The following is a 14,716-nucleotide window of genomic DNA, read 5'->3' as shown; positions in this document are numbered from 1 at the left end:
ACATTGGCTTTTTCAGTGTGCGCGCTCACCGCATGCACTGGTCCCCTTGCCCGCCCCCGCCACTCAGCCATGTCTGTCTACGATCATGTTTCTTGCAACACCCCCGGCGCGCGCCGTGAGGAACCGATCCCGTCAAATGCGGCGGAGTCGGAATCTACTCCGGTGAAGGCCGATCCGAATAAATCTCGTACCATCACTTGCGTGATTGAACATCGGCCTGGCTAAGAGCGCATTTGACATGCGGTTCTGCCGCTTGCTCGACGGAGATTTTGGCATGGCGACGTCTGCCAACCCTGATTGCGTTCAGGAATTGGCCGGGCAATTTCTCGGTGCTTATTCAGTCAGTGAACTCTTGCTAGCGAACCCCCTTGGCGGAAGCGTCCTTGGTAGCCTTATCCAGCGCAGCGACGGCCCGCGCTGCCGCCTTACAGTCATTGCCGCTTTCCTGACCGCGCTCGCAGCGTGTCACGATCAATCTGGCTTCTTTAGCATGAGTGCGGAAATATCCCTCGTCGGGCGGCGTGATCAGACTACAACCACATAAGGCAAGCGTGACGGCAAAGGTGACGGTCAAACGTGTCCTGTCAATCATCGAAATATCGCTTTTCTGATGTTGGGGTGTCCAAAAGAACTGAGGGCCAATTTGGTTTGAAGCTTGTTTACTATCAAGGCCTGTACGCCGGGGTGGTGGTGAACGAGCAATTTGCTGACTGATCAATCACTTGGGTCGAAACCCAGAACCGCCTGTTCCGATGAACGACGATCGTTATGCCGGACAGCGTGATCGCTGCTGTTATTTTGGGCGTGTGGCGCGCGAGGTAATTGCATGGAATAAGGCGAAGGCTGCGGCATTTGGTAGGCGGGACGGAGTGCAGAAGAGCGAGGGTAGTCTCCGTAGCTTCCTCCCTCATAGGCATGCCTACCGTCCCAGTTGACACCGCCATGCGTACCGCTCCAACTGACGCCAGCGCCATGGGATATGACCTGCGCGCTGACAGACGCTGTGGTCCATCTGACAAGGATTAATAAGGCCACGAGCTTGAGCCCGCATCTTCTGGTCACGCTATCTTCCTCTATGCACCACGACTATGAGACACCTATCTGTTTAGAACACGCGGCCGATTGCCGATCAATGCTGGAACAGACCGCCAAGGACGTCGCCAGGGCGATAGGCAGCATGACCACCGTGGCCATGCTGGCTGTCACGGTGCCCACCGCCATAAGGTCTCTCATTGTATCCGCCCCAAAGAGTAGGCTGGGCGTATCCAGGCTCAATCGGCTGTAACGGAAATCGGGTGCCGGCCTCGCCGTCGCCTCGAACAAAGCGTTCTTATCGATGATGATCTTGTCGAGTTCGCCGCGATTCAGCCAGATACCCCGACATTGCGCACAACACTCGATCTCACCCCCTGCCTGTCCGCAAGCATGAGGTCGATCCGGCACACGGGACAAAACATGCATTGTATCCGGGTGGTCGTGGTTACCGGTGCGGCGTCCGTCATGGTGCAGCCCCCTGGTTGATCGACGTCGACATGAGCGACTGCGTATCGGGCGTCGCTTTGATGTTAGTAACTATACCCGCCGTAACGCTGATTATGCTCGCGACGCTCATGCCGGCGCTCGCGATGCTCCTGATGCTCCTGCCGACCATTATAGCCGTAGCTGCCACGATAATAGCCGCCATTGCCACGCCAAGATTGGTTATAGCCAAGATCACGATCACGATCGCCAAAAGAGCAATCATGCCCAATGTTGCGCGGTATTGGTCACCGTAAACTTGGCCTCTACCCTAACCGCCATAGGATTGGGCCGTCGCAGCCGGGGTCAAAAAGGCGATGACCGCAAAAATTAAAATAATATTACTTTAATAAATAACTCCATTGCAAAGCGACTAAAAATTTCACAATTCAACTTATATGATATTATGAGTAAAAAAAGGTAATACTACCGGAAGCGAATACTCATAGAGGTACAATATTACATATCTTTGCATAAAACTGTACCTATGATTGGCATTATATCTAAGCCGATAAGACGGCGTACTGAGGTCAAGAAATTCGCAAACATCGAAAGTTGAAAATTTCGGCAACAGGATCGGTCGCACAGGGGTGCCGTTGCAATCCGGACTATCACTTCATCGTCGTTGATGCTACGGCGCAATCCGTGCGACGCCTCTTGAACATTTTTGCCTGCCTAATGCTCGTTTTCTCTCTTGAGACGACGGCAGCGGCGCATGTGTTCGAACGGCCGGATGCCAGCATCAGTGCAAGCGAGACGCCGGGCGAACAAATCGCCGAAGGGCACACGCCCGGCGACGCCGATCAGGTGCCCTCGGATGGCGACAAGGGTTATCCTCATCACCACGGTGGGTGCCACGGCGATCATGTCGCGGCGCCGGTCAAGATCGCCAATGCCGCCGTCACGCGCGACCTCCGCCTTGCCCCCGTTTTCGCAGGCCGATCGATGCTGCCTCTGTCCACGGCCGATCCCGCATTGAGGCCGCCACAAGCCTGACGACCCGCTAACCCCGCCGGCTGCTGCCGCGCGGGGCGAACTAGGTTCGTCAGGAGTCATCATCGATGCATCGTACAATCGCGACCTTCATGGTCGCGGCGTCCCTGGCCAGTGTGGCCGGGGCGCAAACATCACCGCCGCCGGGTCTTCCGGCGGCGACCACCTCGTCACAGGCGACGCCCGCCTTTTCGCTCGATGCCGCGCTCGGCGCTGCCGGCATGCCATCGGCTTCTCGCACGACGGCAACAGACACCACAACAGGCGGGGCGGCGTCCGGTCCCGGCGGGAGCACGCAATCCGCGCTGCCTTCGATCGGAGCGGCGACCGCGAACGTCGCGGCCGCAACCGCCGCAAGGCGTGTAGCGGGGCTGCGCCCCAATCCCGAATTACAAACGCAGGTTGAGAATATCGGCGGCAGTGGTGCCTACAGGGGGGTCAGGAGTTCCGAGACAACCGTTGGCGTAGCGCTGCCGCTGGAGCTGGGCGGCAAGCGCCCCGCGCGTGTCGCGTTGGCGACGGCCCGGCTGACCCGCGCACAGATCCAGGCCGAGATCGCGCGGGCCGATCTGCGCTTGAGGGTCACACAACTCTACATCGAGGCCGCCGCAGCCGAGCGTCGCTCGGAAGTGCTGGGTGAGCAGGCGGGGATCGCCAACAACGCGCTGCGCATCGCCCGAGAACGCGTCCAGGCAGGCGACGTCGGCCCGATTGAGATGCAACGCGCAGAGGTACTGCGCATCAACGCACAGGTCGCCGCGGACAGCGCGACACGACAGGCGCAAGCGGCACGGGCCAATCTCGAAACGTTGCTCAATGCAGCCGTAACTGGACCGCTCGACCGCGCCTGGTTTGAGCGCATCGATGGCTATGGACCACAGCGCCCTGTCGAAATCGAAGGGACGCTGGCGCTCGTCGCTGCACAAGCTGATGTCCGCACCGCCGACGCGCAGGTTCGCGTCGCCCGGTCGTTGCGGGTTCCGGACTTGACGGTCAGCGCGTTCGCGCGGCGACTGGCGGCGACCAACGACACCGCGGCCGTCGTCGGCCTTTCGATCCCGCTGCCGTTCTTCAACAACGGCAGCGCGTTCGTCGCGCAGTCGCAGGCTGAACAAACCCAGGCACAAGCGCTGCGCAGTCTGGCCATCGTCGACACCCGTCAGCAGATCGCCAGCGCGCAGACCGAGGTGGCGAATGCTGCCGCCACCGCACGGGCGGCGGGTGGGCCAGGCCTTGCCGCCGCGCAGGAGGCTGCGCGCATCGCACGGATCGGCTGGACCCAGGGCAAGTTCGACCAGATCGCGCTGCTCGATGCCGAGCGCACACTGTCACAGACCCGCCAGACCTATGTCGATGCACTCGCCGCGTATCACGACGCGCAGGCTCGGCTCGATCGGCTCACGACGCCGGCCCCCACGATTTCCGGAGATGAACGATGATGAAGGATAAGCGCCTGCTTGGCGGCGGCGCGGCCGTCGCGCTCGTCGCCGCACTTGGCGGTTTCGGTGTTGCACGCTGTAGCTCGGATCAACCTGCTCCCACGGAAGCGGCGAACGGCAACACCGCAGCCCCGGCCGAGGAGGAAAAAACGCCAGACACGGTGGCGATGACCGCGCAGGCGATCGAGCAGGCCGGCATCGCAACCGAGACGATCAATCCCGGCGGGTTGGGCGCGGAGATTGTTGCGCAAGCGACGGTAAGCGCATCGCCGCAAGGCGAGGCGATCGTCAACGCCCGCGCAGCCGGTGCCGTGACGCGGCTGATGAAGCGGCTTGGCGACCCGGTGCGTGCCGGCGAGACGCTGGCGATCGTCGAAAGCCGCGATGCGGCGCAGATCGCGGCTGACCGCAGCGCTGCCGCTGCCAAGTCGACGCTGGCGCAGAAGGCGCTCGCTCGCGAGAGCTATCTGTATCGCCAGAAGGTCTCGGCGCGGGTCGAGCTGGAACAGGCACAGGCGGAAGCCGCCTCGGCCGCGGCCGAAGCGCGACGCGCCAGCGTCGCGGCGGGTGCCGCGCGCATCACGTCCGATGGACGCGGCGTGCTGGTGTCGAGCCCGATTTCAGGCCGCGTCACCTCGGAGAATGTCAGCCTGGGCGCGTTCGTCCAGCCGGAAACCGAACTGATGCGTGTTGCCGATGCGTCGAAGATACAGGTCGAAGCTGCGGTCGGACCGGCTGATGCACAGCGGCTTTCTGCTGGCGATCGGGCGATCATCGAACTGCCTGATGGCCGGACGGTGGAGGCGCGGGTACGCGCCGTCACGCCGGGCCTTGCCAACGACACGCGCTCGGCGACCGCGGTCCTTGATGTGACGGGAACACTGCAACCGGGTCTCGCGGTGCGAGTGCGTCTACTCCCGAGCCGGGGCAGCACGTCAAATGCGATCGTGGTGCCGGAAGATGCGGTCCAGACGGTCGAAGGGCGCGATGTCGTGTTCGTACGGACCGCCAAGGGCTTCCGCGCGCAAAACGTCACGATCGGACAGCGCAGCAATGGCCGCGTCGAGATCCTGAAGGGGCTGCCCGCTGGCAGCCAGGTCGCGACCAAGAACGCATTCCTGCTCAAGGCCGAACTCGGCAAGGGCGCGGGCGAGGAAGAATAGACCATGATAGCCAACCTCATGGCGCTCTCCGTCCGCGCCCGCTGGACGGTCCTCGCATTGTTCCTCGTCATCGCCGGCCTCGGCGTGTGGCAGCTTACCAAGCTGCCGATCGACGCGGTGCCCGACATCACCACCAAACAGGTTCAGATCAATACGGTCGATCCGCGGCTTTCACCGGTCGAGATCGAAAAACTCGTCACCTATCCGGTAGAAATATCGCTCGCCGGCATCCCCGGCCTGGAGACGACGCGCTCCATCTCGCGCAACGGCTTCAGCCAGGTCAGCGCGATCTTCACCGACAGCACCGACCTTTACTTCGCGCGGCAGCAGGTCGGTGAACGCCTGCGACAGGCCGCCGAGAACCTGCCGGACGGCGTGGAACCGCAGATCGGACCGGTAACGACCGGCCTCGGCGAGATCGTCATGTACACGGTCGGCTACGCCAATCCGGACGGAAAAGGCGCGAAGAAGGTGGCCGGCCAACCCGGCTGGCAACCCGATGGCAGCTACCTGACGCCGGAAGGCGAACGGTTGACCGACGCTGTCAAGAAAGCCGGTTATCTGCGCACCGTGCAGGATTGGATCATCGGTCCGCAGCTTCGCTCGGTGAAAGGCGTGGCAGGCGTCGATTCCATCGGCGGCTTTGCCAAGACGTTCGTGGTCGAGCCCGATCCGACAAAGCTCGCCAGCTTCGGCATCTCGTACAGCGAGCTGGGGCAGGCGCTCGAAAACGCCAATCTCGCGGTCGGCGCCAACTATTATAACAAGGGCGGCGAAGCCTATCTTGTCCGCGTCGACTCCCGCGTGCGAACCGTCGATGAAATCCAAAATGCCGTCGCGGCAACGCGGGGCGGAACGCCGATTACGATCGGCCAGATCGCCAACGTCCGCATCGGCGGCGATCTGCGCACGGGTGCGGGTAGCATGAACGGGCGGGAAGCGGTGATCGGCACGGTGCTGATGCTGATCGGACAGAACAGCCGCGTCGTTGCCGAGCAGGCGTCGACCAAGCTCGATCAGATAACCAAGACCCTGCCAAACGGGATACAGGTAAAGGTAGTGCTGAACCGCGCCGAGCTGGTCGGCGCTACGGTGGCTACGGTGCAGCGCAACCTGACCGAGGGCGCGATCCTTGTTGCGGTTGCGCTGTTCCTGCTGCTGGGCAACTGGCGTGCCGCGGTGATCGCGGTGCTGGTGATCCCCTTTTCGTTCCTGATGATGGCCATGGGAATGAACGCGTTCAACGTCCCCGGCAATTTGATGAGCCTGGGAGCGCTCGACTTCGGTCTGATCGTGGATGGCGCAGTCATCATCATCGAAAACTGTCTCGCCAGATTGGCGCATCGACAGGAACATGAAGGCCGGCTGCTCGCGCTTCGGGAACGGCTGGAAGAGACGATGCGGGCGGCGCAGGAGATGATCAAGCCGACCGTCTTCGGGCAAGCGATCATCCTGCTCGCGTTTGCCCCGCTGCTGACCTTCACCGGCACCGAAGGCAAGACGTTCTCGCCGATGGCGATCACGATCATGCTCGCGCTGGTGGCGGCATTCTTGCTGGCGATCACGCTTGTTCCCGCACTGGTCGCTATCCTGATCAGCGGCAAGGTCGCGGAAAAGGACGTGTGGCTGATCCGCAAATCCAAGGCGGGCTATCTTCCACTGCTGGATCAGGCGATTGCGCGGCCGTGGCCGTTTATTATCGGCGGACTGGCCTTCTTCCTGGCGGCAATCCCTGCGTTCGGGTTGCTGGGATCGGAATTTATCCCTCAGCTTGATGAGAAAAACCTGGCATTCGCGTCCACGCGCGTGCCCTCGGTCAGTCTCGAACAATCGCTCTTGATGGAGCGCAAGGTTGAGGCGGCGGTAACGAAAATCCCCGAGGTCGCCTTGATGTTCTCCAAGACAGGCACTGCGGAAGTCGCGACCGACCCGATGCCGCCGAACGTTTCGGACGGCTTCGTCATTCTGAAACCATCAGAGGAATGGGCAAAGGGCACAACCAAAGCCGATGTCGTCGCCAAGATTGAAAAAGCGACGGGCGGACTGCTCGGTAACCTTTACGAGGTCAGCCAGCCGATCCAGCTTCGCTTCAACGAGCTGATTGCCGGCGTCCGCGGCGACGTCGCGATCAAGCTCTACGGTGACGATCTCGACAAGATGTCGCAGACTGCGAATGAGATGGTGCGTGTCCTGCAGACCATCCCTGGTGCCACAAGCGTCAAGGCCGAACAGGTCGGTGGCGCGCCGGCGCTCGACGTGAAGCTCGACCGTGCGGCCATCGCGCGGCTCGGCCTCACGGTGCGCGATGTATCCGATACGATCGCGGCGGGCCTGGGCGGACGTGAATCGGGATTGGTATACGAGGGCGATCGTCGGTTTGACGTCACCGTGCGCGTGCCCGAGGCGACGCGTGCCAACCTCGACGACATTCGGTCGCTGCCAGTGCTGCTGCCGGAAGTCGAAGGACGTCCCCGGGCACAGGTGCCGCTTGCGCAGGTAGCACAAATCCGGCTGACCGAGGGGCTGAACCAGATCAGCCGGGAGAACGGAAAGCGTCGTGTTGTCGTCCAGGTAAACCTTGGCGGACGCGATGCCGGCTCGTTCGTGGCAGAAGCGCAGGCAAAGATCGCGAAAGTGAAGCTGCCGGCCGGCTACTACCTCGAATGGGGGGGGCAGTTCGAGAACCTGCAGGCGGCCTCGGCTCGGCTGTCGATCGTCGTACCACTCTGCTTCCTCGCAATCTTCGGGCTGCTCTACATGGCGCTCGGCGGGTTCGGGCGGGCGGCATCTGTGTTCCTGGCGGTGCCGCTGGGGCTCGCCGGCGGCGTGTTCACGCTCGCCTTAACCGGGATCAACTTCTCGGTGTCCGCGGCCGTCGGGTTCATCTGTCTCGCCGGCGTGGCGGTCCTGAACGGCCTCGTGGTGATGACCGCGATCCGGGAAAGCAGCGAAGCCGGACTACCCGTCGCGGAGGCTATCCGACACGGCATGGCCGAGAAGATGCGGGCGGTGATCATGACCGGGTTCGTGCCCGCCATCGGCTTCGTGCCGATGGCACTCGCTCACGGCACCGGCGCGGAAGTGCAGAAGCCGCTCGCCGTGACCGTAATCGGTGGCCTCGTTGCCGCGACCATCCTGACCCTGCTGGTGCTTCCAGCCATCGCCAAGGTCGTCCTGGGGGCGACGTCCGGCAAACGAACAAAGGATGACGACCGACCGACCGACGCACACGAGGAGGCCACGGCATGACCATGATGAAGCTGCTGCGGGTATATACCGACGAGAATGCGTATTTTGGGGACCGCAAGGTCTTCGAACTCATTGCCGAGCGGGCGCGCGACGCCCGTCTCGGCGGTGCGACGGTGATCGAGGCGATGATCGGGATCGGGCGATCGGCGCACACACACCGTCGTCATATCCTCGAGAACGACCGGTCGGTGGTGATCGAGATCGTCGACGACGACGCGAAACTTCGGACCTTCATGACGGGCTTGCGCGACCTGAAGGGCATCGGCCTGATAACGCTGGAGGCGGTGGAAATCATCGACCTCCATGCCGACGCGGACGCGGACGATGACGGACGTTGAGCATGGCGGCGCGATCGGTCCAGTTGGCGCTTCGCCTGATGGTGCGCGCCCGGCGAATGCCGCGCGCGCCGCGATCGAGAATGTCGTGATCCTGACGGCATCGCCGCTGCGCGTCTGGTCGGTCCTCACGGACTTCGCCGCGCATTCGCAATGGAAGCCGTTTGTTCAACTCGCGGGTGAAGCGGTCGAGGGCGGCGAGGCAACGTACAGCTTCCGCATCGGGGGGCTTGGGAAGCCTGTCACGACGACGGCTGACATCACCCGTGTCGAAAAGCCCGTCGTCTTTGCGTGGACTGCGGGTGTAGCAAAAGTGCTGTTATTCGAAGAACTGTACGAACTAGAAAGCGATCCGGCTGGCACTCGCCTGCGACATAGCTTGCGTTTTCACGGTTTACTCAATGGCATATGGACGGCGCTCCTGCGTAAGAAGCTGCAGGCAGGGCTTGTCCAGTCGGATCGATGCCTGGACCGGCGGCTTCGGTCGCTAGCAGTGCGGCCAAATCCGAAACCACGGCTCTTACCTGTCCGGCATGGTGGCAAGAAAACCAGGAGGCATAATTGATGCCACTTTGCAGCAAGGTTGCAACCCTGAGCTTGGCTTCGATGATGGCGCTGTCTGCCTGCTCTGAACAATCCCCGAAGATGCCACCAACCGAGCAGGAGACCCACGCCCGCGACAGTGCCGTGACAAGCGGTACGCCAGGTCGCCACCTTTATCGATGCGACGATGATCAGACGCTCTTGGTCGACTTCAAGGATCAGGGGCTCACCATCGAGTTACGGCGCGATGCGAGTGCGCCCGCGGCCGTTCTGACGGCACCGTTGCAGGGCCTCCAATACGTCGGAGATGCGGAGACTGCGACGTTTTCGGGCAACCAAATCAAAGTCGAGGCACCCGGCAAACGTCCGATGCTTTGCCAGAAAGCGACCCAGTTATGACTGATCCCACTCTAGATGCCGGCGCGACAGATCGTCAGCGACGTACGCTCTGGATCGTCCTGATCCTCAACGCGGCGCTTGCTGTAGCATTCGTCGCTACGGGACTGATCGGCGATTCCAGTGCGCTGATCGCCAATGGTCTCGACAACGGTTCCGATGCCGCGGTCTATGGGCTCAGCATCGTCGCGTTGACGCGCAGCGCACGCTGGAAGCAACTCGCGGCCGGGGTGTCCGGCATCATGCTGCTCCTGTTCGCGGTCGCGGTCCTCATCGATGTCGCGCGCCGTTTCGCGCAGGGCAGCGATCCGATCGGTCCGACCATGATCGGCATGTCGATCGTCGCGGGTATAATCAATTATCTTTGCCTGCGCCTCCTGCAGAAGCTGGAGAACAAGGACGTCAACCTGCGCGCGGCGACGACCTTCAGCCTTAACGACTTCATCTCGAACGGCGGCATTGTCATCGCCGGCGCTTTGGTCATGTGGCTGGGCGTGAACTGGCCGGACCTCGTGGTCGGGCTGGCGACGGCCGCCATCCAATTGTGGGGCGGCATCAAGATCCTGCGCGACGCGAAACAGGATGCGCGCCTAACCAAGGACAATCAGAATGGCTGAGAAAACCAGGCTCGACCTTGCCGTCATCCTGCCCGACGTGCCGGATGCCGCGGACGCCTGCGTCACGCGGCTTGTACAGAGGTTGGTAGACCGCGAAGGCGTCAGCGAAGCCCATGTCGTCCCCGCCAGCGGCGAGACGCCGGCGCAATTGTGCATTCATTACGATCCAGACCGGCTTTCACTCTTTCGCATTCGCAAGGTAGCGTCTGGCGCAGGCGCGCAAATCGGTGCGCGCTATGGTCACGCGATGTTCGACATCGCGGCCATGCATCAACGGCGCGCGCGTACCCTCGCCGATCGATTAAAGGCCATGCCTGGAGTACTGGAAGCCGATGTCGCTGCTGGTGGTCGTGTGCAGGTCGAGTTCGACCGGGAACGCACCGACGAAGCCACCATCCGCAGCGCCGTTGCCGATCGTGACGCGCCCGCTTCCCAAACCTCGAACGACGATCACGCGGGTCACGATCATGGTCCGGGCGAACACGATCACGGCAAGGAGGGACACAACCACAGTCATGGCGGTATCCTCGGACCGAACACCGAGCTGTTCTTCGCGCTCGGCTGCGGTGCCGTCCTCGGCGTCGGCTTCGCGATCGAGAAACTGGTTGTCGGGGCACCGTCCTGGCTGCCGCTCGCCTGCTACCTGATCGCCTATGTTCTGGGCGGCTTCTTCACCGTTCGCGAGGCGATCGATAATCTGCGAATGCGCCGGTTTGAGATCGACACGCTGATGCTGGTCGCCGCGGCGGGGGCGGCCGCGCTCGGCGCCTGGGCGGAAGGCGCGCTGCTCCTGTTCCTGTTCAGCTTTGGCCATGCCCTCGAACATTATGCGATGGGCCGCGCCAAGCGAGCGATCGAGGCACTGGCCGAGCTGGCGCCGAAAACAGCCCTGGTTCGCCGGGAAGGCCGGATCAGCGAGGTCTCAGTCGATACGCTGGTGATGGGCGACATCGTCGTTGTCAAACCCAATGCGCGGCTGCCCGCCGACGGCTTCCTGACACTGGGCTCAAGCAGTATCAACCAGGCGCCTGTGACGGGCGAGAGTATCCCGGTCGACAAGACCGCCGTCGACGATGCGGATCAGGCCCGGGCCGATCCCGACCGCGTCGATGCCGCCAGCCGTGTGTTCGCCGGCACGATCAACGGTAGCGGGGCGATCGAGATAGAGGTCACGCGCTTGTCGACCGAAAGCGCGCTCGCCAAAGTCGTGAAGATGGTCAGCGAGGCTGAGACGCAGAAGTCACCGACGCAACGCATGACCGACCGGTTCGAGCGCGTGTTCGTGCCGGTGGTGTTGGGTCTGGCCGTCCTGCTGCTGTTCGCGTGGGTCGTCATCGATGAACCCTTCCGCGACAGCTTCTACCGCTCGATGGCAGTCCTCGTCGCCGCCAGCCCCTGCGCGCTGGCGATCGCAACGCCGAGCGCCGTGTTGTCGGGTGTCGCTCGCGCCGCGCGCGGCGGTGTGCTGGTGAAGGGCGGCGGGCCGCTGGAGAACCTCGGTTCGCTGACCGCCATCGCTTTCGACAAGACCGGCACGCTCACGGAAGGCCAGCCTCGGATCACCGATGTTGTCGCTATGGCGGGGGTAGCCGATGACCGGCTTCTTATCACGGCCGTCGCCGTGGAAGCCCTGAGCGATCACCCTCTTGCTGCGGCGATCGTCAAGGACGGCAAGACACGCCTAAACGACGCCGCGTTGCCACAGGCTAGCGATCTGGAAAGCCTGACCGGCCGTGGCGTCCGCGCGACGCTGGAGGGCGATCCTGTCACGATCGGCAAGGCCGAGATGTTCGGCAAGGACGGTCTCGCTGCATTGGCCGAAGAAACGATGGCCGCGGTCGAACGGCTCCGCGCGGGCGGGCGGACGACAATGGTCGTGCGACGCGGTGACGTCGATCTGGGCGTGATCGGGCTGATGGATACGCCCCGTGCGGCAGCCAAGGCGACGCTCGCGATGCTGCGCACGCTCGGCATCAAGCGCATGATCATGATCTCGGGCGACAACCAGACGGTCGCTGAGGCAATCGCCCGCGAGGTTGGTATCGACGAGGCATGGGGCGACCTGATGCCGGAAGACAAGGTCGAGGCGATCAAGAAGCTGCGCAGCGACGGCAAGGTGGCGATGGTCGGCGACGGCGTGAACGACGCGCCCGCGATGGCGAATGCGACCGTCGGGATCGCGATGGGCGCGGCGGGCTCCGACGTCGCGTTGGAGACTGCCGACGTGGCGCTGATGGCGGACGACCTCGCCCATCTCCCGTTTGCGGTCGGCCTGTCGCGGCAGACCCGGTCGATCATCCGGCAGAACGTCTTCGTCAGTCTGGGCGTGGTGGCGATCCTGGTGCCCGCGACGATCTTCGGTCTCGGGATCGGGGCAGCCGTCGCCATGCACGAAGGGTCGACGTTGCTTGTCGTCGTGAACGCGTTGCGGCTGCTCGCCTATCGCGATCGGTTCGCCGCGTCGCGGACCGCCTGATGTCCTGGAGACCGCGTCCATCCGATGCGGTCTCCGCAGGTTAGGAAGGACCGTTTGAGATGTCCGATACCACCGTCTCCGGCGTCCTAGCCGTTCGTGCGCAGATCCTCGCACGCAGTCAGACGCTCAACCGCCTGGCGTCGCCTGCTGCGGCGCCGGGTGCAGCTACGGCCGTGCCGCGGACCGAAGCGCCCGCGACATTCGGGGACACCCTCAAGAACATCGTCGGCAAGGTGAACGAAGCGCAGGAAGCGGAGGATGTGGCCACCGAGCGCTACGATCGGGGCGAGACCACTGACATCGTCACTGTAGCGTTGATGCAGAACCGCGCTTCTGTGTCATTCGAGGCGACGCTTCAGGTCAGGAACAAGCTCCTGTCGGCCTACAGGGACATCATGAGCATTCCACTCGGATGACACAGATCAGCCGTGGAATCCTGTCTGGAAGCGTGTTCGTCAGGCGTGCGGGCGTGGTGCTAATCGCTTTGCTCGCCGCGGCGTGCTCGTCCCCAGATGCGGATGCCGATGGCGAGGCGCACAACACCTCGGCGCCCGGTTCCAAGATGCAGATGCATGTCTTCACCTGTGAGGATGGATCATCGATCCTAACTGGCTTGAGTGCCGACAGCTTCGTTGTCGATCTGGTCGGTTCAGCGCCAGAGGACCGTGAAACGCTGACCGTGCCACGCGGACGTGCGCGCGCAGTCGATGGAAGATTGACGGTCGCGATCGGCAAGGATCTGCTCCACCTCGAGCGGATCGGGCAAAAGGGTGGCAACGAACATCTGTCGTTCAGGGGAAAATCATGCTGGCGCTGAGCTATACCATCATTCCGGTCCTCGCGGTTATCCTCGGCGGTGCGTTCGCGACTTGGCGCAGGCCGGGCGACGCGTTCATATCTGCCATGCAGCACCTCGCGGCAGGTGTCGTGTTCGCCGCTGCGGCGACCGAAATCCTGCCTCAGGTCCTGCACGCCGGGTCGCCGCTGGCGACGTTCATCGGCGGATCGGCCGGGGTCGCGGTCATGCTGGGACTGAAAGCATACGAGGACCGCGCGGCCGGACCGGTCACATTGATATCCGCGGTCGGGATCGACATCGTCGTCGACGGATTGGTGCTGGGCCTTGCGTTCGTCGCCGGCGCCAAGGCGGGCGTTCTGCTCACCGTCGCGCTCACGCTGGAGGTGCTGTTCCTCGGCGTGACGCTGACGACGGAACTCGCTGAATCCATCACCTCTAAACTCAGGATCATCCTTACCGTGGTGGGACTCGCGCTGCTGCTGCCGATCGGCGCGCTGCTGGCGATCCCGGTCGCTGGCTTGTCACCCCCGGTGGTCGCCGGCTTCCTGTGCTTCGGCCTGATGGCGCTTCTGTTCCTCGTCACCGAAGAGTTGCTAGCCGAAGCACACGAGAAGCCGGACACGCCGCTGATCAGTGCGATGTTCTTCGTCGGCTTCCTGACGCTTCTTCTCATCGAGGAAATCGCACTTTGAGTAGGCATCGTTCACGCGGGTTCGATCCAGGAACCGACTATTTTAATAAGGAAAAAAGAATGTCGCTCATCAAGGCGCGCTGGCTCATTCTCAGTGTTGCTATGGCTCTGTCCGCCTGTTCCGCAGAAAAGCCTCCCTACCAGTTCGCGTCAAAAGAGTTGGGTTTGACCGATGCGATGCACGGGGCGAACCCTCCGCACGATAAGACAAGCATGGTCGTGCCATCCACGGGCGATCCGGACACCGACTTCCTGCGAGGCATGATTCCCTATCACGAAGGTGCAGTGGAGATGGCGCGTGCCGTAATCGCTAATGGAACAGATCCAAAAATTCGTGCGATGGCGGAGGAAGTAATCCGAACCCAACAGGCAGAGATCAAGACGATGCAGACTTGGCTTGCCGAACGGCAAGCTTCTGAAAAGGGCTCTCGATGACGGCTCGCAGTCATTTCGACAACGCTTCGCTACCCCTCGCGCCCTCTGCCCCTCGGGCTCCG

Annotated in this window: 17 protein-coding genes; 15 read left to right on the top strand and 2 right to left on the bottom strand. The window is 62.7% G+C overall.

Annotated features, from left to right (window positions below; all coding sequences use genetic code 11):
* Positions 1-225 (top strand): hypothetical protein (locus AC1MH0_RS23745; protein WP_480966478.1); only part of this gene is annotated, 225 nt, incomplete at its 5' end.
* 130 nt (positions 226-355) lie between these two features.
* Here AC1MH0_RS23745 and AC1MH0_RS23740 read toward each other — a convergent pair.
* Both AC1MH0_RS23740 and AC1MH0_RS23735 read right to left on the bottom strand, forming a co-directional pair.
* The gene (locus AC1MH0_RS23740) at positions 356-718 is read right to left on the bottom strand and encodes a hypothetical protein (protein ID WP_200910677.1); all 363 of its coding nucleotides are present in this window, start codon (positions 716-718) and stop codon (positions 356-358) included.
* A 368-nt stretch (positions 719-1,086) separates the two neighbouring features.
* Positions 1,087-1,461 (bottom strand): TFIIB-type zinc ribbon-containing protein, encoded by a 375-nt coding sequence (locus tag AC1MH0_RS23735; RefSeq protein WP_156360279.1) that lies wholly within the window; start codon positions 1,459-1,461, stop codon positions 1,087-1,089.
* 56 nt (positions 1,462-1,517) lie between these two features.
* Here AC1MH0_RS23735 and AC1MH0_RS23730 point away from each other — a divergent pair, with 56 nt between their 5' ends.
* The 14 genes from AC1MH0_RS23730 to copM all read left to right on the top strand — a co-directional run bounded on the left by AC1MH0_RS23730 (position 1,518) and on the right by copM (position 14,654).
* Entirely contained in the window at positions 1,518-1,775 is a 258-nt protein-coding gene (locus AC1MH0_RS23730; RefSeq protein ID WP_156360278.1) for a hypothetical protein, read from the top strand.
* 298 nt (positions 1,776-2,073) lie between these two features.
* A complete protein-coding gene (locus AC1MH0_RS23725) occupies positions 2,074-2,514 on the top strand; it encodes a hypothetical protein (RefSeq protein ID WP_156360277.1) in 441 nt (146 codons plus the stop codon).
* Positions 2,515-2,579: 65 nt separating this feature from the next.
* On the top strand, positions 2,580-3,950 hold the full coding sequence (locus AC1MH0_RS23720; RefSeq protein ID WP_480966477.1) for a TolC family protein: 1,371 nt from the start codon (positions 2,580-2,582) through the stop codon (positions 3,948-3,950).
* Positions 3,950-5,113 (top strand): efflux RND transporter periplasmic adaptor subunit, encoded by a 1,164-nt coding sequence (locus tag AC1MH0_RS23715; protein WP_200912159.1) that lies wholly within the window; start codon positions 3,950-3,952, stop codon positions 5,111-5,113. Before AC1MH0_RS23720 ends, AC1MH0_RS23715 begins: the two co-directional genes overlap by 1 nt.
* Positions 5,114-5,116: 3 nt before the next feature.
* Entirely contained in the window at positions 5,117-8,362 is a 3,246-nt protein-coding gene (locus AC1MH0_RS23710; RefSeq protein ID WP_056060082.1) for an efflux RND transporter permease subunit, read from the top strand.
* Positions 8,363-8,367: 5 nt separating this feature from the next.
* Positions 8,368-8,700 (top strand): DUF190 domain-containing protein, encoded by a 333-nt coding sequence (locus tag AC1MH0_RS23705; protein ID WP_480966479.1) that lies wholly within the window; start codon positions 8,368-8,370, stop codon positions 8,698-8,700.
* Complete coding sequence (locus tag AC1MH0_RS23700; protein WP_056405879.1) at positions 8,687-9,262, top strand: SRPBCC family protein; 576 nt, start codon at positions 8,687-8,689, stop codon at positions 9,260-9,262. Before AC1MH0_RS23705 ends, AC1MH0_RS23700 begins: the two co-directional genes overlap by 14 nt.
* Before the next feature lie 41 nt (positions 9,263-9,303).
* Positions 9,304-9,639, top strand: a complete 336-nt coding sequence (locus AC1MH0_RS23695) for a hypothetical protein (RefSeq protein WP_235524600.1) — start codon at positions 9,304-9,306, stop codon at positions 9,637-9,639.
* Positions 9,636-10,253 carry a cation efflux transmembrane domain-containing protein gene (locus tag AC1MH0_RS23690; RefSeq protein ID WP_056060071.1) on the top strand — a complete coding sequence of 206 codons (618 nt, stop codon included), beginning with the start codon at positions 9,636-9,638 and terminating at the stop codon, positions 10,251-10,253. The genes AC1MH0_RS23695 and AC1MH0_RS23690 overlap by 4 nt, the downstream gene beginning before the upstream one ends.
* Positions 10,246-12,729 (top strand): heavy metal translocating P-type ATPase, encoded by a 2,484-nt coding sequence (locus AC1MH0_RS23685; RefSeq protein WP_056405877.1) that lies wholly within the window; start codon positions 10,246-10,248, stop codon positions 12,727-12,729. The genes AC1MH0_RS23690 and AC1MH0_RS23685 overlap by 8 nt, the downstream gene beginning before the upstream one ends.
* 59 nt (positions 12,730-12,788) lie before the next feature.
* Positions 12,789-13,145 (top strand): flagellar hook-basal body complex protein FliE, encoded by a 357-nt coding sequence (gene fliE, locus AC1MH0_RS23680; protein ID WP_056405875.1) that lies wholly within the window; start codon positions 12,789-12,791, stop codon positions 13,143-13,145.
* Positions 13,142-13,546: a hypothetical protein gene (locus AC1MH0_RS23675; RefSeq protein WP_056060068.1), complete on the top strand. Its 405-nt coding sequence runs from the start codon at positions 13,142-13,144 to the stop codon at positions 13,544-13,546. The genes fliE and AC1MH0_RS23675 overlap by 4 nt, the downstream gene beginning before the upstream one ends.
* The gene (locus AC1MH0_RS23670) at positions 13,534-14,220 is read left to right on the top strand and encodes a ZIP family metal transporter (RefSeq protein ID WP_480966476.1); all 687 of its coding nucleotides are present in this window, start codon (positions 13,534-13,536) and stop codon (positions 14,218-14,220) included. The genes AC1MH0_RS23675 and AC1MH0_RS23670 overlap by 13 nt, the downstream gene beginning before the upstream one ends.
* Before the next feature lie 59 nt (positions 14,221-14,279).
* The gene (copM, locus tag AC1MH0_RS23665; protein ID WP_056405872.1) at positions 14,280-14,654 is read left to right on the top strand and encodes a CopM family metallochaperone; all 375 of its coding nucleotides are present in this window, start codon (positions 14,280-14,282) and stop codon (positions 14,652-14,654) included.
* The last annotated feature ends 62 nt before the right edge of the window (positions 14,655-14,716 follow it).

Source organism: Sphingomonas sp. AP28, from assembly GCF_056680455.1.
Note: the sequence above shows the minus strand (reverse complement) of the source record. Positions and strands in the feature narration are given on the sequence as shown.